The organism is Sphaerotilus montanus, assembly GCF_013410775.1.
GTDB classification, from domain to species: domain Bacteria; phylum Pseudomonadota; class Gammaproteobacteria; order Burkholderiales; family Burkholderiaceae_C; genus Sphaerotilus; species Sphaerotilus montanus.
In genome coordinates this window covers 2192769-2216464 of record NZ_JACCFH010000001.1, presented here as the reverse complement: position 1 = coordinate 2216464, position 23696 = coordinate 2192769, and the positions used below count along the sequence as shown (strand labels likewise).

Here is a 23696-nt window from a genome sequence, read left to right as displayed (position 1 = left end):
GAGCGCTCTAGCTCAGTACAAAGCAAAAGAGTCAGCAAAACGCCTCTCGAAAGGCTTCCTTGCATCGCTGAACCTCATCATCGGTCCAAGCCTCGTACATGCCATCGCAGGGAGCTGAAAGCATCAACTCCTTGTTGTCCACACTCGCCACCAACTGCTGCAGATCGCTCAGATCCTGCGCAGTGCATCCATCAATGCCCAGAGACTTCAACTTGGCAAAGGGTATGGGAGCCAAGCTTCTTGTTGAAGAGATGTTCATGACTATTCCTCGTGTCGTTATCGCTGTATGTACATCGGTCAATGACGCTACTGTTTGAGGTGCCGGTGACAGATTGTGCTGCCTCTTCTTCACATCAAAAAATTTCACCTCTCCACCGGAGCAAACGTCTACGCCTATCGCGGACTGAACAGCAGTCTGCGCGCACCGGTTGCGCATCCAGCACTCAACGGCAGCTCTGCTGCCACTTCCCGCAAAGTAGGCGCCATCGCGCTCAACGTCTACACCGCGTTTGAAGGCTACCTTCCCACTAGACAGCCGAATCAAGCAAACAACCACGCCTTCTGTGCTTGGCATCTGCGTTACATCAAACGGATCCAGCCTAAGCCAAGCCTTCCACTCATCAATGCGCAGCGACTGTCCTGCGAACATGACCGCATGGTCCGAACGCAGTGCTATCTTGTGATAATTGACGTCATCAACGTAGAGAAGCCAACTTCCGAAACGCATCGACCACCGGCTATCCGTACAGATCAGGCCAGCATTGCTATCAAATACGTTCGTTGTCATGCACGATCCCCACGGGATGTACATGTTTTTACCTGATTAGCAATGATTCTCAGCAAGGTGCCAACTGACGATCAGGCGTAGCGTAGAAGACAGACCAAGCGCAGGAGCGAGCACATGCCGATGAACCGAATCCAGTTCCAGCAGGGGATGTCGCTGCCAGAGTTCATGGCCAGCTTCGGCACGGAAGAGCAATGCGCCGAGGCGGTCAAGCAGGCGCGCTGGCCGCAGGGCTTCGAGTGCCCGCGCTGCGGCAGTGCGGCGCACTACGTGGTGGGCCACGGGGCGCGCAAGCTGTTCCAGTGCAACGGCTGCCGCCACCAGACATCGCTGACCGCGGGCAGCCTGTTCGCCAGCACCAAGCTGCCACTGAAGACGTGGTTCCTGGCGATCTACCTGCTCAGCCAGGCCAAGACGGGACTGTCGGCGCTGGCGCTCAAGCGGCAGGTGGGCGTGAGCTACCCGACGGCGTGGCTGATGCACCAGAAGATCATGCACGCGATGGCCGAGCGGGTGGACCAGTACCGACTCGACGGCACGGTGCAGCTCGACGATGCCTACCTTGGCGGAGAGCGCAGCGGCGGCAAGGCGGGCCGGGGTTCGGAGAACAAGGTGCCGTTCGTGGCGGCGGTCTCGGTCGATGACCAGGGGCATCCGCAGTACGTCAAGCTCGCGCCGGTGAGCGGCTTCACGCTGGAGGCGGTGGGCCAGTGGGCGCAGGCGGCGCTGATGCCGGGAACGCGGGTGGTCAGCGACGGGCTGGGGTGCTTCGCCGCGGTCACCAGCGCGGGCTGCCTGCACACGCCGATCGTGGTGGGCCAGCGCAAGCCGCGCGAGCTGCCCGAGTTCACCTGGGTCAACACGGTGCTGGGCAACCTGAAGACGACGTTGTCGGGTGCGTTCCATGCGTTCAAGTACCCCAAGTACGCCAGCAGCTATCTGGCAGCGTTCGCCTACCGCTTCAACCGCCGGTTCGACCTGCGCGGGCTGGTGGCTCGGCTCATCATCGATGTCGCGCGGTGCAAGCCTCGGGCTCAGCGGGTCGTTCGGGGGAATGCTGAGGATCGTTGCTAATCAGGTGTTTTTATTACTTCAAAGCATTCTTTCATCAGCTCTCGTCCCCCTCAAGATGTGTTACAAATAAGTTGCCAACAAAAAGTTGGTCTGCAACTGTAAAACGATAAAAAAGCACCCCGCAAACGGAGAAGTTCCGTTCGCAAAAAATGTGCTTTGTTGCCTCAGATTTTTTAGATCTCAATGTATGCGAGCGCATGCTTCGCACTCGGCGATGACGCCCGGGTGCTAGGCAGCAGCCATCCGCAGGCCACAGATTACGCCCACAGATCCCTGATCCAGCCCCTGATGGCCTCACGTTGGCTCGGCGTGTCCCCGTTGTAGAAAGCCACATCGATCCGATTCGGATGGGTCACCTTGGACACGAAGTCCTGTGCCGCACAACGCAGTGCCGGCCATGGATCCTGGAGTCCTGCCTGATCGACTGGGTAGACGAGCGGGATCAACTGCTCTCCTTCCAGCACCACAAGAACTGCATGTTCGGACTGATGAGACAGTCCGAATGCCGCAGCACGCCGTTGCTGCGAACGTCCGTCGCGATCGATGAACAGTTCATTGGCGATCACGCCATCACCATCGTTGAGCAGTTCGACGGGAACAGTCCAGCCATCGTCGTCACTTGCAGTCAGCAGGCTGACCTCGAAGCGATCCAAGCCTTCCATCGCTTTCACCACCGACTTCAGGAAGTTCGGCATGCCAAGTTCTTGCAGCGGTGCGGATTCCGCCAGCATGACGCTGCGCACTCGCTTCGATGATCCAGGGTCGCCGACCGCCACTTCAGTGACAGGCGGCGCAGCAGGCCCCGAGGAAACTATCGGGGGCGGTGTGGTCAGATTCCGACGCCCCACCAGTTTCTTGCGATCAAGATCAGGGAAGTGTCGCTTTCGCCAGACCGGAACCTGGGTTTCGCCCAGCGTGGTGGAAGCATCCTTCTCGACCAGACCAGGCTCGGTTGCTTTGCCGGTCTTCGTGACCACTTTCGGCTTGGCTTCAGCGCCTGTCCCTGGCATCACCGACGATCGCCGTTTGCGCTCATTGAAGGTCCGGTACCGAACGGAGTTGAACGGGAACTCGTGTGTGCAAACGTCGAGGTGATAGACAAGAAACGTCTGGTTGGCCCGGCCGCCAAGCGAAAGCCATTTTCCTGTCACGGTCAGGTCCGTCAGGCCCTCGAACGGGAACACGGCTTGCGGGTAGATGTCCTGCCCTGCTGTGGAAGCCTTCAGACAGGAGGTCACGATCCTCAGTGCCGCCAACCATGCGGTGTGGCTACCAGCGATCCGCGCAACATCGCTTGCACTGGCCCGAGGAAGGCCCTCAGCCAGATCAAGGCTCATCCACTTGGTCTTCGGATTGAAGATGACATTGCTGAACAGGTTCTCTTTCAGCAAAGGCGAATCAAAAAGCCGAGACAGAAGCGCACTGGATGAGCCGAAGTAGAAACGGATCAGTTCCATGCAGGGCACAACGAGTGATCGGCCGTCGGGTAGCTGCACGCGCAAACAATACGAATGGGTGTTCTCTCCATGCCAGGGGTGCTCGCCGAGCGGCAGAAGGAACAAGCCCTTGTCCAGGCTCACGCCGGCCTTTATCAGGTCGGTGGTTTCACGGCTGATCTGGAGCTTTTCGAAGACAGCGGACTCGTAGTCCGGCGAAGCCACGGGCTTCTGGTCTGACCAGATATCACCGATGCGTAGCAGCATCAGGGTGCCGACCGAAACCCATCGCTTGGTCTGTCGGCGGGCCATCGTGGCGTCCGGTTTCAGCAACACGGATGGGTCGGTCAGTGCATTCGGTGCCACGACCAGCGACAGGTACACGAGCACCGACGGTTGACGCGCCCGCATCGCCCGATCGGGGAACATGACCAGCCCGAACCAATCGATCCGCCAAAGCCCAGGGCCTGTCGGAAAATTACGGATCTGAGGCGGCGGAGGCTCAAAGCTCCCCGCTGGTGCCTGAGGCTGTTCCATCTTTGTCTCCCCCACGCCCTCTTCTGTGGAGGGCAGTGTTCGATCGTTTTCTCACTAACTTCGAGAAAGTTAGTCATTTTCTCGATGGCTTCGAGATTTTCTTATCTACTCCGAGTCACTCACAGTGCCCACGCCGGCGTGGGCCGCCTGCTGGTCCGCGTGGTACGAACTGCGCACCATGGCGCCCACGGCGGCGTGCGAGAAGCCCATCTTGTAGGCCTCGGCCTCGAACATCTTGAAGGTGTCCGGGTGCACGTAGCGCCGCACCGGCAGGTGGTGGCCTGACGGGGCGAGGTACTGGCCGATGGTCAGCATGTCGATGTCGTGCGCGCGCATGTCGCGCATGATCTCCAGGATCTCCTCGTCCGTCTCGCCGAGGCCGACCATCACGCCGCTCTTGGTCGGCACGTCCGGGTGCAGGGCCTTGAACTTCTTCAGCAGGTTCAGGCTGAAAGCGTAGTCCGAACCCGGGCGCGCTTCCTTGTACAGGCGCTGCGTGGTTTCCAGGTTGTGGTTCATCACGTCGGGCGGCGCGGCCTTCAGGATCTCCAGCGCCCGGTCGTCCCGGCCGCGGAAATCGGGCACGAGGATCTCGATCTGCGTCTGCGGCGACTGTTCGCGGATCTGGCGGATGCACTCGACGAAGTGGCCGGCACCGCCGTCGCGCAGGTCATCGCGGTCCACGCTGGTGATGACCACGTACTTCAGCTTCAGCGCCGCGATCGTCTTGGCGAGGTTGGCCGGCTCGTTCACGTCCAGCGGATCGGGACGGCCATGGCCCACGTCGCAGAAGGGGCAGCGCCGGGTGCACTTGTCGCCCATGATCATGAAGGTGGCCGTGCCCTTGCCGAAGCACTCACCGATGTTGGGGCAGCTGGCTTCCTCGCAGACCGTGTGGAGCTTGTGCTCGCGCAGGACCTCCTTGATCTCGTAGAAGCGCGTGGTCGGCGAGCCGGCCTTGACGCGGATCCAGTCCGGCTTCTTCAGCGTCTCGGCCGGCACGATCTTGATCGGGATGCGCGAGGTCTTGGCCTGCGACTTCTGCTTGGCCGTGGCGTCGTAGGCGGGCGCGGTGGTCGGGGCGACGGGGGTGTTCTGCGGATCTTGGGACATGCGGGGCCTCGCGGCGGGACGGATCGACGGGGAAGAAGGAAGGCGCGACCCGCGGGGATCAGGCGGGTCAGGGACTCAGCAGCCGGGTGAGGTGGGTGCCCAGGCGCGCAGCCACGTCGCCGAGGTCGGCGTGAACGCCGAGTGTAGCCAAGTCGACTGTCTGCAACCCTGCGTAGCCACACGGATTGATGCGCTGGTAGGGCGACAGGTCCATCGCCACATTGAGCGCCACGCCGTGGTACGTCCGGTGGTTGGCGATCTTGATGCCCAGCGCCGAGATCTTGCCCAGCCCGCGGAAGGGATCGCGCGGATCGGCCGGCCCGCGCAGCGCGCCGTGCGCGAAGGGGTCATCGAGCCGCACATAGATGCCCGGTGCGCTCAGCACCCGGTGGCCGGTGACGCCGAGGTCGGCCAGCGTGCGGATCACGGCTTCCTCGATGCGGTAGACGTATTCCTTGACGTAGATGCCCTGCGGCCCGAGGCGCTTCAGGTCGATCAGCGGGTAGGCGACGACCTGGCCGGGGCCGTGGTAGGTCACCTGCCCGCCGCGGTTGGTCTGCACGATGGGCACGCCCTCGGGCGCGAAGACGTGTTCCGGCTTGCCGGCGATGCCCTGGGTGTAGACCGGGTCGTGCTCGCACAGCCAGAGTTCGTCGGGCGTGTCGGGCGTGCGGGCGTCGGTGAAGGCGCGCATCGCGGCGTAGGTCGGCTCGTAGGGCACGCGGCCCAGGAGGCGCAACAAAGGCTCGGCAGGGTCAAGAGGGCTCATCCCCATATTTTCCCACCGCGGTGCGTCGAAAAACCTGCATCCAGCCGGACAGGTCCTGCGTAAGGAGATCTGACCGGCTGAATATCCCTTGCGACCGGCCAGCCCCAACCGCACACCAGGAGTTCCACCATGACCTTCGCCCCCCGCACCGCCCGCCCCCACCTCACCACCCTGGCCATCGCTGCCGCGATGACGCTGGCCACCGGCGTGAGCCTGGCGTCCAGCCACCGGGAAGCGCCGTTCATCACCACCGCGCCCAAGGTGGACGCGACCGACTTCTACCTGTTCCGCAGCTACGAGGCGAACCGCAGCGACTACGTGACGCTGATCGCCAACTACCAGCCGCTGCAGGACGCCTACGGCGGCCCGAACTACTTCTCGATGGACCCGAACGCGCTGTACGAGATCCATGTGGACAACAACGGCGACGCGGTCGAGGACATCAGCTTCCAGTTCCGCTTCAAGAACACGCTGGCGGGCAACGGCGCCGGCGTGAACCTGCCGGTCGGCGACAAGACGGTCAACATCCCGCTGATCCAGGCGGGCCAGATCGCCAATGTCAAGGACGCCAGCCTGCAGCTCGCCGAGACCTTCACGGTCGAGGTCAAGCGCGGTGACCGCCGCAAGGGCACGGGCGGCGCGCTGACCCAGGCCTCCAGCGGCAGCGCCACCTTCGACAAGCCGGTGGACAACATCGGCATCAAGACCATTCCCGACTACGCCGGCTACGCCGCCAAGCACATCCACGCGGTCAAGATTCCCGGCTGCGACCAGCCCGGTCGCGTCTTCGTCGGTCAGCGCCAGGACCCGTTCGCCGTCAACCTCGGCACCATCTTCGACCTGGTCAACGCGCCGGTCTCCGTCATCACCAACCCGGACCTGAAGGGCGCCGTGCCGAACCCGCTCGGCGACAAGAACGTCACCACGCTGGCGCTCGAAGTCCACAAGAGCTGCCTGACCGCGGGCAGCGAAACCGTCATCGGCGGCTGGACCACGGCCAGCCTGCGCCAGGCCCGCCTGCTCGACGGCAAGCCGGGTTCCGGCCACCACATGGGCGAGAAGGCGGGCGGCGCGTGGACGCAGGTGTCGCGTCTGGGCATGCCGCTGGTCAACGAAGTGGTGATCGGCCTGAAGGACAAGGACAAGTTCAACGCCGCCAAGCCCAAGGACGACGGCCAGTTCGCCGACTACGTGACCCACCCGACACTGCCCAAGCTGCTGGAGATCGCGCTGAACCTCCCCGGCACCGCGCCGACCAACTACCCGCGCACGGACCTGGTCACCACCTTCCTGACCGGCATCAAGGGCGTGAACCAGCCCGCCAACGTGGTCGCCTCGGAAATGCTGCGCCTGAACACGGCCATCGCGCCGGTGGCGTACGCGCAGCAGAACCGCCTGGGCATCGTCGGCAACGTGCTGGCCGGTGGCACCGACAACGCGGGCTACCCGAACGGCCGCCGCCCGAAGGACGACGTGGTGGACATCTCGCTGGTCGCGGTGATGGGCGGCCTGTGCATGGCCAATGGCGACACCAACGCCTTCGGCTTCGGCGCCGCGTGCAAGCCGTCGGCGGTGCCGCTGGGCGCGACGGCGTTCAAGCTGCACGACGCGGTCGACCAGGCCGTGGTTCCGCTGCTGGCCGGCTTCCCCTACCTGAACACGCCGATTGGCGGCACGAAGTAACCCGGCCCGCCCCCAGGACCCCACAGGAGTACTGCCATGAGAACCCTTGCCCTTCTCCCCCTGCTGCTCGCCAGCGCCACGCTGGTGGCGTGCGGCGGCGGCAGCGACGACACGCCGGTGACGGCCACGACCAACGAGGTGCCCGCCACCGCCACGGTCAGCGTCGCCGCCTTCGCCAGCTACGCCGGCATGCTGGACGCGGTCGACACGTCGGAGCCGCTGGACGTGTCCAGCGTCACGCCGCCGACCAGCGACACCGACGAGCCGGTGACGCTGTGAACACGCCGCTCGCCCGCACGCTCGTGGTGGCGCTGCTCGCCATCGGCCTGGGCGGGCCGAGCGGCGCCACCCCGCACACCCCCACCGACGACCAGACCGTGGTCGCCACCCTGCCCGGCACGACGGCCGCCCGCCGACAGGCGCGGCAGCTGGCGCGCCAGGTCCACGCACTCGGCACGTCGCCGGCCGCCCTGCCGGCAGCGCTGCAACTGGCCCGCGCCGCCATCGACCGCTTCCGCCGCGATGGCGATCCCCGCGAGATCGGCGTGGCCCGTGCCGCGCTGACGCCGTGGTGGACCCAGGCCGCTCCGCCACCGGCTGTGCGGCTGCTGCGTGCCTCGATCCTCCAGACCCAGCACGACTTCGGCCCCGCACTGACCGACCTGGACGCGCTGATCGCCAGCCCGCAGGCACCGCTGCCGCTGCAGGCCCAGGCGGAGCTGATCCGCCTGGCGCTGCTGCAGGCGCAGGGCCGGCTCGAAGACGCCCGCCTCGGCTGCGAACGGCTGGGCAGCGCCCGCTACGCCACGCTCGGCGACAGCGTGCAGCTGCCGGCCGCCGTCTGTGCCGCCGAACTCGCCAGCCTGATGGGCGACGAGGGCCGCGGCGCCCGCGAACTCGCCGCGCTGGCCGCCAAGGTCACGCCGCAATCGGACCCCGGCACCGCCGCCTGGCTGGCGCTGGTACAAGGCGAACTGGCCGAGCGGCGCGGCGATCCAGCCGCGCTCGGCCTGTTCGAACGCGCCCTGCAACTGCAGCCCGAGGCCTACACCCGCGCCTCACTGGCCGACTGGCTGCTGGACCGCCAGCGCCACGCCGAGGTGCTGCGCCTGTCCGACATCCCGCTGGAAGACCTGCCCGACAGCCTGCTGCTGCGCCGCGCGATCGCGCTGAAGCGGCTGGGGGACCCGCGTGCCGCCGCCGCTGCCGACCTGCTCGGCCAGCGCCTGGACGCCACCCGCGAACGCGGCGACACCACCCACCGGCGCGAGCAGGCGCGCTACCTGCTGGAACTGCGCGGCCAGCCGCAGGCGGCGCTGCCGCTGGCGCTCGCCAACTGGGCGGTGCAGAAGGAGCCGGCGGACGCCCGGCTGCTGCTCGACTGCGCCAATGCCGCCGGCCAGCCCCAGGCCGCGCGCGACGTGCTGCGCCATCTGCGCGTCTACCATCGGCGCGATGTCCGGCTGACGGCAGCACTGGCCGCGCCTGCGCCCACCCCCGCTCCTGTTCCCGAACGCTGACCCGCCATGACCCACCGCCTCGTTCCCTGGCTGCTCGCGCTGGCCGCCCTGTCGTTCGGACCGGCCGCCGTGGCCCACAAGCCGAGCGACGCCTACCTGACCCTGCAGGTGGCGGACACGCAGATCGACCAGCGGCTGGACGTCCACCTGCGCGACCTGGACCGCGAACTGGTGCTGGACCACAACGACGACGGCCGCCTGCAGTGGGCCGAGGTGCGCACGCGCTGGGAGGAGTTGCAGCGCTACACCGCCGAGCGGGTGCGCCTGAGCGTGGCCGGCCAGCCCTGCAGCTCGGTCGCCACCGGCGAGCCGCAGCTGGACGAGCACACCGACGGTGCCTACGCCGTGCTGCGCAGCCGCTGGACCTGCCCGGCCGGCGCGCAGGCGCTGACCATCGACTACCGGCTCTTCGCCGACACCGACGCCAGCCACCGCGGCCTGCTGCGCCTGAGCCATGGCGCCGGCGCCCCACAGACCGCCGTGCTGGTGCCCGGCAGCACGCCGCCCACCACCCTCGCACTCGCAGCCTCCGCCGACGGAGAGACACCGAGCGGCTTCGCAGGCTTTGTCGCCGAGGGCATCCACCACATCCTGATCGGCACCGACCACGTGCTCTTCCTGCTGGCGCTGCTGCTGCCGGCGGTACTCGTCGCGGGCGCGGCCGGCCGGCGGGAAGCCGCGACGCAGTGGCGCCCGATGCTGGCCGAGGTGCTGAAAATCGTCACCGCCTTCACGGCGGCGCATTCGGTGACGCTGGCGCTGGCGGTGCTGGACATCGTCGATCCGCCCTCGCGCTGGGTCGAGTCGCTGATCGCCGCCTCGGTGGTCTTCACGGCGATCGACAACCTGCGGCCGATGCTAGCGCCGCAGCACCGCTGGCGGCTGACGCTGGTATTCGGACTGGTGCACGGCTTCGGGTTTGCCGGCGCACTCAAGGATCTGGGGCTGGGTGGCGGCTCGCTGGCCGCGTCGCTGCTGGGCTTCAACCTCGGGGTCGAGCTGGGGCAGCTGTCGCTGGTGGCGCTGTTCCTGCCGCTGGCGTGGTGGGCGCGCGGCACGCGCTTCTACCAGCGCGGCGTGCTGATCGGCGGCTCGTCGGCGGTGGCGCTGATCGCCGCGGCCTGGGTGGTCGAGCGGGTATTCGACCTGAAGCTGCTGGGGTCTTGAGCCGCGGCGCTGACAGCCGAGGCGGGCCGCGCTACGGTCGATGCCACCAGCACGGAGGATCCATCCATGTTCCTGCACCCGCGTCGATATCCGCGCACCGTTTCCCGCCTGGGCGGGCTGCTCGGCCTGCTGCTGGCACTGGCCGGGCCTGCCCAGGCCGTCACACCGGCCCAGCACCAGCAACTGGAACGGGCGCTGGCCGACCACGCCCAGGGCCATTTCCGCCCGGCACGCGAGGCCTTCGAGCAGCTCGCCCGCGCCGGCGTGCCGGCCGCCCACCACAACCTCGCGGTGATGCACCTGCAGCGCGAGCTGCCCGGCGCGCGCACCGCGGTCGCCCTGCGCCATCTGCAGGCAGCGGCCGACGCCGGGTTTGTCACCTCGCAGGTGGCGCTGGCCGAGTTCCACGAGTCCGGACGCTACGCCCCCATCGATCTGCCCCGCGCGATGGCGTGGTACCAGCGGGCGGCCGAGTCGGGCAGCGTCGATGCGCAGGTGGCCATTGGCACCGGCTACTACCTGGGCCGCGGCGTGCCGCGGGACGAAGCCCGGGCGCTGCAGTGGTACCGCCAGGCCGCGCAGGCGGGCGACGTGGGGGCGCAGTACCTGCTGGCCTCGATGTACGAAACCGGCCTCGGCACCGAGGCCGACCTGCGGCTGGCGCGTTACTGGTACGACGTGGCCGCGCGGCAGGGCGACGAGGCCGCCTCGGGCAAGCGCGACGAGGTCTCGCGCAGACTGGCGGCCCCCAGCCTGTGAAAGGCCCGTGCCCGCAGCGCGTGGGCATCGCTCTGGTCGCCCAGCGCCTCCAGAGCCTCGGCGGCCCGCAGGATCACCGACACCCGCAGGCCCAGGTCCTCGGTGCGCTCGCCGCGGCGGGCCACCTCGAACGCCAGATCGCGGACCTGCTCGCGGGCAGCATGGCGCTGCCCGGGATGGCCGAGCTGCTGCCAGTGCTGCGCGAGCTGCCATTGGCGCTCCATCAGCTCGCACAGCAGCTGCAGGCAGTCCGGGTGCGGGCCACAGGCGTCGAGCGAGCGCTGCGTGCGCGTCAGCAGCCACTGCGCCCGCTCCAGCGACTCGTCGTCGCCGGCATCCGCCATCGCGGTGTCCGCACCGTCGAGCAGCAGCCGGGCCATCTCGCGGTGGTTGCGCTCCTGTCGGGCCCGCTCCATGCGCTGCGGCCAGCCCTCGCTGCGGAGCTCGGTGCCCGCCTCGGATCGATCGGTCTCTGTGTGTTCCCTGGAAATCATGGATGCCCCCGCACCGTGGTTGTGCAGCCGGCTTCGGGCCGACCGTCTTGCGAAGCATGGTACGAACGGCAGGGGAAGCGGGGGATCCCGCAGCTCAGGGAGATCCGCGATCACCGGGCGGCTGGACGTGCGATCCGCACGCACCTCGCCCACCGCGAAGCCGCGCAGGTCAGAGCTGGCTGTAGGACAGGGTTGCCAGCGTCAGGCTGACCAGCGTCCAGACCACTGCGCTGCGCATCAGCGCATCGCGCACGCTCGGCCGCTGTGCGCCCCAGCGCACCAGCCGGATCAGCAGCAGCGGCCAGAAGAAGAAGTCGACATCCTTCAGATAAAGCGCCGACCCCGTGGCGAGCACGGCGGCACCGAGCGTGATCTGTGCGGTCGAGAGCCGGTAGCCCAGCAGCGATCGCCAGCACCAGGCCACCACGAGCGCCATCAGCGCCGGACTGGCGAGGTTGACGGGGAGCCTCCCGCCCTCCAGCGCATCCAGCCGCGAGAACACGAAGCCACCGGCCGCGAACGGATCCGACAGCGCGTAGACCAGCGTGAACAGCGGCCACAGCAGCGTGAAGCGGGCCAGCAGCACGATCCCGCGCGTGCGGGTGTTGAGGCGGTCCCAGGCATGCAGACCGAGCACCAGCAGCGTGAAGGCCATCAGGAAGGCCCGCGTGTTGATGCGTGCAGCCGTCTGGAGCGAGGGCGGCGTGAACCCGTCCCAGACCCGGTACAGCAGGTAGAGCATCGCGGACGTGACCACCAGCTTGACGGCCATGTCGGCGTAACGCTTCAGACGCAGATCGTCCAGGCAGGACGCGGCCACCACCGCCGCGCCGGCCTGGTGGACCAGCACCGTCACGGGCAGCAGCGCGATCGAGACCGAGCGGTGCGTGCCGCGACCGGGCAGCATCGTGGCGCCGAGACCCAGCATCATCAGCAGCGTCGCGAGCGCGTCCGGGTGCCCCCAGAGCGCCGGGCCGAACTGGAACGGGGACACGAAGAAAGCCGCCGACAGCAGCGCCGCCCGCTGCCAGGGGGCGCCGATGCGCAAGCCCACCTGCAGCAGCACCAGCGTCGAGACCAGGTGCATGACCAGCCCGACCGCCCGCACACCGTCGGTCGGCAGGTGCAGACTGCCGACCAGCGCATAGAACGCCGGACCGTAGGTCGTGTGCATCTCGTGCAGGAAGCGGTCCCAGGGCAGGGTCTGGAACTGGTGCAGCGCGACCGTGTGGAAGCTCTCGAACGCGAACTGTGCGCCATGGCTGGGGTTGTAGGACACCGCCAGCGCCATCCAACCGAAGACGATGAACGCGAGCGTCAACAGCGCGATCAGGTCCCAGGGCGGCTGCCCCTCCAGCGAAGACGCAGCTCCGGCGGAGAGGTCGTCACCCGGACCGGTCATGCTGTTCGCGCTAGCCACGTTCACCTCCTTAACACACTGTTACGTTTTGACTGATCGTAAGTGGGCGAAAATCACATGTCAATGATTTTGCCAACTTTGTCACGGTAACGGGTGAAATCAGGCGAACTCAACCCCCCATTCAGGGGGATTTGAGGCAAGTCATGACCCTGTAACGCGGGAAGGTTGCGCATTCCGCGCCACAGGCGCCGCACGGGGCGATGGTGCCGCCTGCAACCGGCGCCACAGGCGCACGCCCAGCAATCCCCCGATCACCACGGCGTACACCAGCACCTCGTCGTAGCGGTGCTTGGAGGCCCGCATCCAGAAGAAGTGCAGCAGGCCCAGCAAGGCGATGGCGTAGACCAGCCGGTGCAGGCGCTGCCAGCGCGCCGCCCCCATCGCCTTGATGGCGCGGTTGAACGAGGTCGCCGCCAGCGGGACCAGCAGCACGAAGGCAAGGAACCCCACGAGCGCGAACGGCCGCCGGGCCAGGTCCTTCACGACCGCCGCCGGATCGAAGCCCATGTCCAGCCAGGCATAGGCCAGGAAGTGCAGCACGCTGTAGAAAAAGACGTACAGCCCCAGCAGGCGCCGCCAGCGGGCCAGCGCGTTCAGGCCGGTCCACTGGCGCAGGGGGGTCACGACGAGCACGATGCACAGGAAACGCAGCGTCCACGATCCGGTGCCGCGCAGGATGGTCTCCGCCGGATTGGCCCCCAGGCTGCCGTGGAACCCTCCCCAGATCCAGCCGGCAAGCGGCACCAGGCACAGCAGCCACAGCAATGGCTTGGCCGCCGGGTGCAGCAGCACCCGGTTCACGGCAGCGAGGTTCATGGCGCGCTCCGGTCAGAAGAACTTGCGCAGGTCCATGCCGGCATAGAGCGACGCGACCTGCGGGCCGTAGCCGTTGAACATCAGCGTCGGGCGCTTCTTCGCGAACAGGCCGTCCTCGCCGATGCGGCGCTCGGTGGCCTGGCTCCAGCGCGGGTGGTCGACCTCGGGGTTGACGTTGGAGAAGAAGCCGTACTCCTGCTGCGCCGCCTTGTTCCAGGCGGTGCCGGGCTGCCTGTCGGTGAAGCGGATCTTCACGATCGACTTGGCGCTCTTGAAGCCGTATTTCCACGGCACGACCAGCCGGACCGGCGCGCCGTTCTGGTTCGGCAGCACCTCGCCGTACATGCCGAAGGCCAGCATCGCCAGCGGGTGCATGGCCTCGTCCATGCGCAGCCCTTCGACGTAGGGCCAGTCGAGCACGCGCGAGCCGACCATCGGCATCTGCTTCGGATCGGCCAGCGTCACGAACTCGACGTACTTGGCGTTGCCGGTCGGCTCGACCTTGCGGACGAGTTCTGCCAGCGAGAAGCCGACCCAGGGGATCACCATCGACCAGCCCTCGACGCAGCGCAGGCGGTAGATGCGCTCCTCCATCGGCGCGAGCTTCAGCAGCGCCTCCAGGTCGAGCACGCCCGGCTTCTTCACCTCGCCCTCGATCGCGACCGTCCACGGGCGGGTCTGGAGCTTGCCGGCGTTGCGGGCGGGGTCGGCCTTGTCGGTGCCGAACTCGTAGAAGTTGTTGTAGGTGGAGGCATCCGCGTAGGCGGTGGGCTTGTCCATCACCATGGCGCCGGGCACTGCGCTGCGGTTGCCGGGCAGCGGTGCGAGCTTGCCGGGGCGGCCTGGGCTGCTGGCGGCAGCCTGGGCCAGCGCATCGCGGGCGGCCCAGCTGGCCAGCACCGCGCCGCCGGTGCCCGCGGCGAGCTGCCGCAGCCATTGCCGGCGGCCGGCGTAGACCTCGGCCGGCGTGATCTCGCTGGGAACGGGGTGGAGGAAACCGTGGTCGGGGTGGCCGTGCGATCGTGCGGACATGGAGGGCTCCTTGGGATGCGTCCTCCCTCAGTCGCCGCAGCGACCCGGTTTCTTACACCGGATCAGCCCCGTCGCTTCACCCGGGCGGGGGCGACGGGCATGGCGACCGTGGGAATCAGCGAATCATGGCCCAAGGGCACTTCCGGTGCACCGAGCTGCAGGGCATTCCTCTGAAAGCGGTCCCGGAAATTCTTGCGCGCGAACAGTTTCTGCTGCGCCTCGATCGGCAGGTCGGTGATGCAGATGACGTTGTGCGACACCAGCACGTCCACCAGATCCTCCAGGACACGGATCAGGCCGGTGTCCAAGTGCGCGAACGAGGCCCCCTTGGCGGAGCCGCCCAGCATCTGGAGCAGCTCCGGATGCTCCGGCGGCAGGAATTCCGCCCCGGGCACTTCATCGCGGTGGATGCGGTCGATCTGGCCGCGGGCATCTCTGTGTACGTAGGGCATGGCAGAACCTCTCTGTTCTGCCCTATCGGCGGCACGCGCGGCGGCTTGAGTTGCCGCGGCAGGAACCGGACGCGGGGTCAGAGCTCGCCGTAGGAGTGCAGCCCCGACAGGAACATGTTGACGCCCAGGAACGCGAACGTGGTCACCACCAGTCCGACCAGCGCCCACCACGCCGCCATCGAGCCGCGCAGGCCCTTCATGAGCCGCATGTGCAGCCAGGCGGCGTAGTTCAGCCAGACGATCAGCGCCCAGGTTTCCTTCGGGTCCCAGCTCCAGTAGCCGCCCCAGGCCTCCGCGGCCCAGAAGGCGCCGAGGATGGTGGCGATGGTGAAGAAGGCGAAGCCGAGGGCGATGGCGCGGTACATCACGTCGTCGAGCACTTCCGGTGCTGGCGTGCGGGCATTGAGGACACCCCGTACCGCAATGGTGAAGGCGAACAGCGCCATGCAGCCACCCAGCATGCGCATGGATTTCATCACCGCCGTCGAGGTCTGCGGGGCGAGATCACCCAGCAACCAGAAACCGGCCAGCACCAGCAGCAGCGCCCCCGGCACCCCCACCAGCCCGGTCCACAGCGAACGCACCGGCGCCGTCTTGACCAGGTAGGCCAGCGCGACCATGGCCGACAGCGCGAAGGTGCCATAGCCGACGAAGTTGGCCGGCACGTGGATCTTCATCCACCAGCTCTGCAGCGCCGGCACGAGCGGCTGGATCTGGTCCGCGCCACGCACCAGCGAATACCACAGCAGGAACCCCACCGCGGCGCTGACGATCAGCATCACGAACCCGCCCAGCGCGCGGGTCTTGTAGTGGCCTTCGATGTGCAGGTAGATCAGCGTGGTCAGCCAGATGAAGAGCACGAACACTTCATAGAGGTTGCTGACCGGGATGTGGCCGATGTCGGGGCCGATCTGGTGGCTCTCGAACCAGCGCACGAAGGTGCCGGTCAGCGCCATGAAGACGGCGGCCCAGGCCAGCCAGGAGCCGATGCGCTGCGCCGTGTCGCTGCCGCGACCGATCAGCAGGCCGATCCAGTAGGCCAGCGTGCTCATGAACACCAGCACGCACATCCACATGATGGCGCTCTGGCTGGACAGCAGGTACTTGAGCCAGAAGACCTTGTCCGCGGCGGCGAGATCGGCGCCGAAGGCGTCGGTCTGGCGCATGTAGAGGGCAATCGCCAGCAGACTGACCGCACCGACGCCCAGGCTCAGTCCCCGCAGCGGCGCCCAGAACCAGCCCAGCGCGATGAGACTCGGCACGGCACACAGCAGGATGCCGCGCTCGTAGCCGTCCATCGACAGCCCGTAGCGCTGCCAGACGAAGCCCGCGCCGCCGATCACGAGCAGCGCGAACAGCCAGTCGAAGGCGCTGCGCCGGCTCAGCGGCGAGGCCCGGCCGAGGGTCAGGGTGGTGGTCTGGTTCATGGTGTCTGCAGCATCCTGGTTTTCAAGGCGTCGAAGTCCTTGTCCGTGTCCATGGTCTGTCGGGTGGCCGACAGGGCCAGGGTCACGGTGGTGGACGGCGCGTCCGCCGGACCTTCGATCCAGATCCACAGGCGGCGTTCGCGAATGTAGAGCATCGCGAACACGCCGAGGATCAGGAATCCGCAACCCAGGTAGACCAGCTTCTGGCCGGGCGCGCGGGTGACCTGGAACACGCTGGCCTGCACCTGGTCGAAGCCGGTCAGCGACAGCAGCAGCGGCGCGGGATAGGCGAACGAGTCCGACAGCGACAGCACCGCCTGGCCCATGAAGCGCTGGGCATCCTCGCCCGGCGGCAGCGCGGCCCGCCCGGCGCGTTCGCGCACGAGGTTGAGCAGCTCGAACAGCCCGCCGTTGAGGATGCGGATCAGCACCTCGGAGGTGCGGCTGCGGTCGGCCTCGGGCACATTGGTCTCGATGAAGTCCTGCAGCGCCACCAGTCCGGCACTCGGGGCATCCTTGCGCACGGCCTCGGCACCGGCGAACAGCGTCAGCGCGCGCAGCACGGAGGCTTCGAGCTGCTGCGCGAGTTCGGGCTTGTCGGCCGGCGCGGACTGGCGCACGTAGCGGCGCGCCGCCTCCATGCGGCTGGCGGGGTCGGCCAGCGCGGCCTTCATCTGCATCCAGTCGTCGAGCGTGCTGCGCTCGTCGGCGGGAATGCGCAGGTAGCGGAAGGCCTGGTCGGGCGAGTCGCGCACCCCGGCGAGGAAGACCTTCTGGCCATCCAGTTCCACCGGGATCATGTAGTTGCTGTATTCCCGCGCCTGGCCGGAGGCATCGCGCAGCTTGTAGGTCACCGACGGGCCGACGTTGTGCAGCTTCTTGTCGGCCTTGACGCGGGCGCCGGAGCCGAGGTGCTCGCCGAGCGAGCCGACCAGATCGACCTTGCGCACGTCGGCGCCCGACGTCGAACCCGCGTTCTCGGCGGCCAGATTCTCGACGTTGATGGTGCGCAGACCGGTGAATTCGAGCTGGAGCTTGTCGGTCTGGGATGCCGCGTTGGTCAGCGTGGTGACACCGCCCACCTCGCCCTTGACCTCGAACGGGGCGCCGGGACGGCCCATCGGACGGGCCATCAGCGTCAGCTTCGAGCCACCGTCCTCGAAGCTCGACTGGTAGATGGCGATGCCCTTGTGGATGAAGGGCTCGTTGACCTTGACCTTGGCTTCGGTCTTCGTGCCGTCGGCGTCATGCACGACGATGTCGCTGGCAAACAGCTTGGGCATGCCGGTGTCGTAGTACTCCACCACGAACTTCTTCAGCTCGACCTGGAAGGGCAGGTCCTGCAGCACGATGCCACTGGTGAGGTTGATCACCGCGGTGCCGGCGACGGCCTTTTCAGGCACGTAGAGATTGGCGCGGAAGGTGGGGTTGGCGGTGGACAGCCGGTGTTCGGGCGCCACGTCCTTGATGAGTCCGCCACCGGCGTAGGTGGACTTGCCCAGCAGCGCCATCTGGGCGTTGACGATCAGGTCCCCGTCCAGCAGCCCGCCGATGCAGATCAGCACGATGGCGCTGTGCGCGGCGATGTAGCCGAGCTTGTTGGCCGCCCCCTGGCGCGCGGCGACCATCACGCCGCCCTCGCGGACCTGCGCCTTGCCCTTCCAGCCGTCGTTGGCGAGCACCTCGCTGACACGGGCCAGCGCCTGTGCGCGGTCCAGTGGCAGCGCACCGCTGGCTTTCAGGTGGAAGGCCAGCAGCGCCGACTCGCGGATGTTTTCCTTGTAGTTGCGCAGGTCCGCGAGGATCTTGGGCGTGTGCCGCGCCACGCACAGGCTGGTCGAGACCACCAGGAACACCAGGATCAGCAGGAACCAGGCGGTGCTGTAGACCGCGTAGAGGCCCAGGCGGCCGAACACCTCGGCCCAGAAGGGGCCGAACTGGTTGACGTAATTGACAGGCGGCTGGTGCTGCTGGACCACGGTGCCGATCACCGAGGCGATGCAGATGATCGTGAACAGCGCGATGGCAAAACGCATCGACGACAGCAGTTCCACGGTCTCCTGCTTCCAGCGCGAACCGCCCTGGACTTCTGAGCCGGAAGGGGATGCGGACATGGCGGGTGGAATTATGCGAACGAAAGCTGAATGCAGCGTAAAGATGCGGAAAGGCCGGTCAGAGACCGGCCTTATTGATCTGCATCAACGACGGCGACGCAGTGGCCTGCCGCCGTGGGGAGGAGCTCAGTGCAGCCCGGCGATGTAATCGGAGACGGCCTTGATCTCGCGGTCGTTCATCTTGGCAGCCACACCCGTCATGACGGCGTTGTTCTTGCGGATGCCATCGCGGAACGCCGTCAGCTGCACGGCGGTGTAGTCGGCGTGCTGACCCGACAGGCGCGGGTACTGGGCGGGCATGCCAGCGCCGGACGGGCTGTGGCAGCCTGCGCAGGCGGGCACCTTGCGGTCGGCGATGCCACCGCGGTAGATCTTCTCGCCCAGGACGACGAGGTCCTTGTTCTTCGCGGCACCCGGCTTGGCCTGCTTGCTGGAATAGAAAGCGGCGACGTTCTTCATGTCCTCGTCGCTGAGCGCGGAGGCGAAGCCCTTCATGATGGCGTTTTCACGCTTGCCTGCCTTGAACTCGGCCAACTGCTTGGCGAGGTACTCGGGGTGCTGACCCTGCAGGATCGGGTAGGCGGGCGAACCGCGCGAGCCGTCGGCGGTGTGGCAGGCAGCACAGACCTGGGTAGAGAGGGCTTGCCCCTTGGCCGGATCGACCTTGGCAGCGGCCGGCTGGGCCTCATTGGCTTGGACAGCGAGCGGGGTGGCCATGGCGGCCGCCGCGAGCAGGGCAAGAAGCGACTTGACGTGCGATTTCATGGTTGAGCGGCGCAAAGGCAGACGTGAAACCTGAAGATTTTACAATGCCGAATGATGACCCCCACCACTGCCCCTCTCGTCGGTGGCGCCGATGCCACGCGAGTCGCCCTCGCCTGGACCCACACGGCCCGCTTTCTGACCACCGCGAGCCGTCTGGACCAGCTCCCGGCGCACGAATTGCCCGAGATCGCCTTCGTCGGCCGGTCCAATGCGGGCAAGTCGACCGCCATCAACACGCTGGCCCAGCAGCGGCAGCTGGCCTATGCGTCCAAGACGCCTGGCCGCACCCAGCACATCAACCTGTTCGAGGTCGGTCCCAAGGATGCCCCGCAGGCGTACTGGGCCGACCTGCCCGGCTACGGCTACGCAGCGGTGGCCAAGGCGGCCAAGGTGCGCTGGCAGGAGGTGATGGCCGACTACCTGCGCGTGCGGCGCAACCTGGCGTGCGTGGTGCAGATGGTCGACTCCCGCCACGGCTTCACCGACCTCGACCGGCAACTGCTGAATTTCGTCGCACCGCGTCTCGCCAACGGCGAGGTGCGACTGCTGGTGCTGCTGACCAAGGCCGACAAGCTCAACCGCAACGAAGCCGCCGACTCGCTGCGCAAGGCCCGGGCGGTGCTGGCCGCGCTGTCCACCGAAGAGTCCGACATCCGCATCACGCTGTTCTCGTCGCTCAAGCGCCAGGGCGTGGGCGAGGTGGCGGAGATCCTGCACGCTTGGGTGGCGCAGCCGTCACTGGACGCTGCAGCCGCCATCGCCGCTGCGCCCGTGGTCATCGAGCCGGTCGCCGGGAACCCCTCGCATGACCCATCAGCCTGACCCGCCCCCTGCCGAACGCCCCGAACGCCAGCGCCTGCAGATGGCCGACATCGCCCGGATCGCCGGGGTGTCGGTCGCCACGGTGTCGCGGGCGCTCAATGGCAGCGCGGAGGTCAGTGCCGCGACGCGCCAGCGCATCTCCGAGCTGGCGCGTTCGCTGAACTACACCATCAACGTCGGTGCCAAGAACCTGCGCCTGCGCCACAACAAGACCGTGTCGGTGGTGATTCCCTACGACCGGCGTTCGCGCCAGCATGTGTCGGACCCGTTCTTCCTGGCCATGCTCGGCAGCCTGGCCGATGCGCTGACCGACCGTGGCTTCGACATGCTGGTGTCGCGGGTGGACGCCGACCGGCTGGAACTCGCCGCGCAGGCCTGGGACACCGGCACCGCGATGGGCGTGGTCCTGATCGGCCAGTGGCACCGCCACGAGCAGATCAACCAGATGGCCGAGCGCGGCGTGCCGCTGGTGGTATGGGGCGCGCAGATCCCCGTGCAGCGCTACTGCTCGGTCGGTGGCGACAACGCCACCGGCGGCGCCCTGGCCACGCAGCACCTGCTGGAACAGGGCTGCCAGCGCATTGTCTTCATGGGCGACCCGGACCTGCCCGAGGTGGCCCAGCGCCTGCGCGGCCACCGGCAGGCGCTGGCCGAGGCGGAGCGGGAGACCGAGCCGACACTGGAGCTGCACACCCCGTTCGACGCCAACCAGGCGCGCGCCGACCTGTCCCGGCTCATCGAATCGGGCACCGGTTTCGATGCGGTGTTCGCCTGTTCGGACGTGCTGGCGATGGCGGTGGTGCAGGTGCTGCGCGCGCATGGCAAGGAGGTGCCGCGCGACGTGGCGGTGGTGGGCTACGACGACATCGAATGGGCCAGCCACGCCTACCCGCCGCTGACCACGGTGCGCCAGCCGGTCTCGGTCGCAGGGATCGAGATCGTCGACGCGCTGCTCGCCATCGTCGCTGGCGAGGTGGTGCCCCCCCGCACGCTCCCGGTCGAGCTGGTGGTGCGGCGCAGTTCGCTGCGCTGAGCCGGCCGCCGGTGGCTCAGGGCCGCCCGAGCATCAGGTACACACCGGTCCGGCCGCGCGGCGCCCAGGTCAGCCCGAGGTAGAGCGGCCCCAGCCCCGTGTCCGCGCCCAGGAAGGCACTGCTGCCCCAGCGCAGGTCCTGCAGGCTGACCGAGCGGGAGGACAGCCACGCATTGCCCGCCTCCAGCGTGGCGCCCGCGAACACGCCCCGGGTCAGCACCGGCTGGCGGTTGAGCCGCACCATCCAGGTCAGGCGCCCGAGCAGGGTATTGTTGCCGGCGAGCTGGTCGGTCTCGTAGCCCGAGAGGTTGTGGAAGCCACCCAGCGTGTAGTGCCCGACCTGCCCCGGCGCCTCGTGCTGGTGGGCATGGCGCAGGCGCAGCGTGGTCTCGACCGTCTGGCGGCCGCTGCTGGCCACCTGCGTCAGGTCGGCCTCGACGCGGTGGAAGACATCGCTCTCCCCGGCCGCACCGCCGCCGGACAGCCAGCGCCGGCCCGCCTGCACGCCCAGCTTCATGCGCCAGCCCTGGCGCGGAAAGCTCGCATGGTCCAGTTGGTCGATCACCAGTCCGCTGCGCAGCGCCCACTCGCGGCTGCGGCCGGCGTTCAGGCTGGCGGGGTCGGAGGTGCCGGCGGTGATCTCGGGATCCAGGCTCAGCATGTCGCGCACCAGCCCCACGCGCCACTCGCCCAGGTCTCCCAGCGGCTGACCGAGATCGATCCCGATCCGCAGCTGTCCGCGCACCTGCCGGCCCAGCACGGCCAGCGCCCGCGCGCTCTCGTCGGGCTGCAGCGGCTGGTAGGTGGTCAGGCGGCGGCGTTCGACCTCGGCCCAGCCCGCCAGGAACCAGTCGCTGGCCGGACCGCTGCCCGCCACCAACGGCACGTACAGCTCGCTGAACCAGCGCGGCACCGACCCGAGCTGGCCCCGGTTGCGCCACTCGGTGCCACTGTCGTCGAGCCAGTGGCGGTTGTGGCTGAGCTTGACGTTGAAGTCGCCGCGGCCGGCGAAGTCGCTCTGCATGTCCAGTCCGAGCCGGAAATAGTGCGGCCCCCAGGGTTTCTCCTCCACGCGGTAGACCAGCCCGGAGCCGGCGGGCAGGTCCTCGACGCGGTAGTCGACATGCAGGTAGTCGCCGCTGGCGGCCATCGCGCGGCTGTCGCGCTCGGCGCGTTCGACGGAAAACGGCTGGCCCGGCTGGACGGCCAGCACACCGCGCAGGCGCTCGGGTGCCGTGATGTCCTGGCCCTCGAAGCGCACCGAGGTGATCGGTTTCGGGGGATTCTCCGGCCGCGTCTGGGCGCGGCGCAGCGCCTGCCAGTCCACCTCGTTCAGACGGAGCGCCGCCAGCTGCGGCAGCATCCGCACGGTGTGCTGCTCGCCCGCGGCGATCAGGTCGATGGCCCGGTCGAAATCGCCCGAGGTCAGCCGGCCCAGCGGGGGCGCGATCAGCAGGTCGTGCGCCGGGTCGAGCGTGGCGATCGAGCGCTGCACGTTCTGCTCGGTCAGGATGTTGACCATCTGCGAGGTCAGCCCGAGCACCGTGCCCAGGCTGTCGCGCCCGGCCAGCGGCGTGCCGATGTTGACGGCGATCACCAGGTCCACGCCCATCGCCCGCACGACGTCCACCGGCAGGTTGTTGACCAGCCCGCCGTCGCCGAGGATGCGGTGATCGACCTCGGTCGGCGGGAAGACCCCCGGCACCGACATGCTCGCCCGCAGCGCCTGCGCCAGATCGCCCTCGCGGAAGATCACCGCCTCGCCGGACTCCATGTCGGTGGCCACCGCGCGAAAAGGGATCGGCAGCACGTCGAAGCTCGGCAGCTGGCGCACCGGCAGCGTGTAGCGACGCAGCAGCAGCTCCAGCCCGCGGCTCGACACCGAGCCGATCGGCAGCATCAGCTCGCCGGTGCTGCGGCTGAGGCCCACCTCCAGCGCGGGCGAGATCTCGAAGTCCTCCTCCTTGCGCCGCTCGCTCAGCGTCTCGCGCGGCAGGCGGTTGGCGAACAGGGTGGTCCAGTCGAGCGCCAGCAGCTCGCGCTCCAGGTCATCGGCGCGCAAGCCGCTGGCGTACAGGCCGCCAATGATCGCGCCCATGGACGTGCCGGCAATGGCATCGATGGGGATGTGTTCGCGCTCCAGCACCTTGAGCACGCCCACATGCGCCAGCCCGCGCGCGCCACCGCCCGAGAGCACCAGGCCGATGCGCGGGCGGCCCAGCGTAGGGCCAATCTCGGCGGATTCGGCCACCGCAGCCCCGACCAGCCCGAGCCAGCACAGTACCAGTACCGCCAGACATGACAACCGTCCATTCATGGCCAGATTGTGCCGGTTGAGGCCCTTGTTCGCGTTCTATGAACGCCAAACACCGACTACATCATGCGACCAGCTTTTTGCCACGGTGCTGAAATCCTCTGACTCTCTGCCTTGATCACCGACCCCGGAGCGGGTCACCTCGTTACCTCATTCGGAGCCCCT

Annotated in this window: 21 protein-coding genes; 8 read left to right on the top strand and 13 right to left on the bottom strand. The window is 67.8% G+C overall.

The window, feature by feature from the left end; translation table 11 throughout:
- Positions 1–31: 31 nt before the first annotated feature.
- A complete protein-coding gene (locus tag BDD16_RS10070; RefSeq protein WP_179633823.1) occupies positions 32–787 on the bottom strand; it encodes a hypothetical protein in 756 nt (251 codons plus the stop codon).
- A 114-nt stretch (positions 788–901) separates the two neighbouring features.
- Between BDD16_RS10070 and BDD16_RS10065 the strand changes: the two genes are divergently transcribed.
- On the top strand, positions 902–1858 hold the full coding sequence (locus BDD16_RS10065) for an IS1595 family transposase (protein WP_179632313.1): 957 nt from the start codon (positions 902–904) through the stop codon (positions 1856–1858).
- 257 nt (positions 1859–2115) lie between these two features.
- Here the strand turns inward: BDD16_RS10065 and BDD16_RS10060 are convergent, their stop codons facing one another.
- The 3 genes from BDD16_RS10060 to lipB all read right to left on the bottom strand — a co-directional run bounded on the left by BDD16_RS10060 (position 2116) and on the right by lipB (position 5713).
- Entirely contained in the window at positions 2116–3831 is a 1716-nt protein-coding gene (locus BDD16_RS10060) for a hypothetical protein (RefSeq protein ID WP_179633822.1), read from the bottom strand.
- A 105-nt stretch (positions 3832–3936) separates the two neighbouring features.
- Entirely contained in the window at positions 3937–4944 is a 1008-nt protein-coding gene (lipA, locus tag BDD16_RS10055; protein ID WP_179633821.1) for a lipoyl synthase, read from the bottom strand.
- Positions 4945–5011: 67 nt separating this feature from the next.
- Positions 5012–5713 (bottom strand): lipoyl(octanoyl) transferase LipB, encoded by a 702-nt coding sequence (lipB, locus tag BDD16_RS10050; RefSeq protein WP_179633820.1) that lies wholly within the window; start codon positions 5711–5713, stop codon positions 5012–5014.
- Positions 5714–5842: 129 nt separating this feature from the next.
- On the opposite strand from lipB, the gene BDD16_RS10045 reads away from it, so the two are divergent.
- From BDD16_RS10045 to BDD16_RS10025, 5 genes are all read left to right on the top strand, one after another.
- A complete protein-coding gene (locus BDD16_RS10045) occupies positions 5843–7396 on the top strand; it encodes a DUF4331 domain-containing protein (protein ID WP_179633819.1) in 1554 nt (517 codons plus the stop codon).
- 36 nt (positions 7397–7432) lie between these two features.
- Entirely contained in the window at positions 7433–7675 is a 243-nt protein-coding gene (locus BDD16_RS10040; protein ID WP_179633818.1) for a hypothetical protein, read from the top strand.
- Positions 7672–8916, top strand: a complete 1245-nt coding sequence (locus tag BDD16_RS10035) for a hypothetical protein (protein ID WP_179633817.1) — start codon at positions 7672–7674, stop codon at positions 8914–8916. The genes BDD16_RS10040 and BDD16_RS10035 overlap by 4 nt, the downstream gene beginning before the upstream one ends.
- Before the next feature lie 6 nt (positions 8917–8922).
- On the top strand, positions 8923–10083 hold the full coding sequence (locus BDD16_RS10030; protein WP_179633816.1) for a HupE/UreJ family protein: 1161 nt from the start codon (positions 8923–8925) through the stop codon (positions 10081–10083).
- Between the two features lie 66 nt (positions 10084–10149).
- Positions 10150–10842 (top strand): tetratricopeptide repeat protein, encoded by a 693-nt coding sequence (locus BDD16_RS10025; RefSeq protein ID WP_179633815.1) that lies wholly within the window; start codon positions 10150–10152, stop codon positions 10840–10842.
- Here the strand turns inward: BDD16_RS10025 and BDD16_RS10020 are convergent.
- From BDD16_RS10020 to BDD16_RS09985, 8 genes are all read right to left on the bottom strand, one after another.
- Positions 10749–11336, bottom strand: coding sequence for a hypothetical protein (locus tag BDD16_RS10020; RefSeq protein ID WP_179633814.1), 588 nt, complete (start codon positions 11334–11336; stop codon positions 10749–10751). The genes BDD16_RS10025 and BDD16_RS10020 overlap by 94 nt on opposite strands.
- 169 nt (positions 11337–11505) lie before the next feature.
- Positions 11506–12738: a hypothetical protein gene (locus tag BDD16_RS10015; RefSeq protein WP_179633813.1), complete on the bottom strand. Its 1233-nt coding sequence runs from the start codon at positions 12736–12738 to the stop codon at positions 11506–11508.
- Positions 12739–12897: 159 nt separating this feature from the next.
- Positions 12898–13572, bottom strand: coding sequence for a protein-methionine-sulfoxide reductase heme-binding subunit MsrQ (locus BDD16_RS10010; RefSeq protein ID WP_218897760.1), 675 nt, complete (start codon positions 13570–13572; stop codon positions 12898–12900).
- Positions 13573–13584: 12 nt separating this feature from the next.
- The gene (gene msrP, locus BDD16_RS10005) at positions 13585–14604 is read right to left on the bottom strand and encodes a protein-methionine-sulfoxide reductase catalytic subunit MsrP (protein WP_179633812.1); all 1020 of its coding nucleotides are present in this window, start codon (positions 14602–14604) and stop codon (positions 13585–13587) included.
- A gap of 62 nt (positions 14605–14666) precedes the next feature.
- Positions 14667–15056 carry a hypothetical protein gene (locus BDD16_RS10000; protein ID WP_218897759.1) on the bottom strand — a complete coding sequence of 130 codons (390 nt, stop codon included), beginning with the start codon at positions 15054–15056 and terminating at the stop codon, positions 14667–14669.
- 77 nt (positions 15057–15133) lie between these two features.
- Positions 15134–16483, bottom strand: coding sequence for a c-type cytochrome biogenesis protein CcsB (gene ccsB / locus BDD16_RS09995; RefSeq protein WP_179633811.1), 1350 nt, complete (start codon positions 16481–16483; stop codon positions 15134–15136).
- Entirely contained in the window at positions 16480–18597 is a 2118-nt protein-coding gene (locus BDD16_RS09990; protein ID WP_179633810.1) for a cytochrome c biogenesis protein ResB, read from the bottom strand. The genes ccsB and BDD16_RS09990 overlap by 4 nt, the downstream gene beginning before the upstream one ends.
- A gap of 126 nt (positions 18598–18723) precedes the next feature.
- Positions 18724–19362 (bottom strand): c-type cytochrome, encoded by a 639-nt coding sequence (locus tag BDD16_RS09985; RefSeq protein ID WP_179633809.1) that lies wholly within the window; start codon positions 19360–19362, stop codon positions 18724–18726.
- A 51-nt stretch (positions 19363–19413) separates the two neighbouring features.
- Here BDD16_RS09985 and yihA point away from each other — a divergent pair, with 51 nt between their 5' ends.
- The gene (yihA, locus tag BDD16_RS09980) at positions 19414–20184 is read left to right on the top strand and encodes a ribosome biogenesis GTP-binding protein YihA/YsxC (RefSeq protein ID WP_179633808.1); all 771 of its coding nucleotides are present in this window, start codon (positions 19414–19416) and stop codon (positions 20182–20184) included.
- A complete protein-coding gene (locus BDD16_RS09975) occupies positions 20168–21217 on the top strand; it encodes a LacI family DNA-binding transcriptional regulator (RefSeq protein ID WP_246332508.1) in 1050 nt (349 codons plus the stop codon). Before yihA ends, BDD16_RS09975 begins: the two co-directional genes overlap by 17 nt.
- Before the next feature lie 16 nt (positions 21218–21233).
- Here the strand turns inward: BDD16_RS09975 and BDD16_RS09970 are convergent, their stop codons facing one another.
- Positions 21234–23534: a patatin-like phospholipase family protein gene (locus BDD16_RS09970; protein ID WP_179633807.1), complete on the bottom strand. Its 2301-nt coding sequence runs from the start codon at positions 23532–23534 to the stop codon at positions 21234–21236.
- Between the last annotated feature and the right edge of the window lie 162 nt (positions 23535–23696).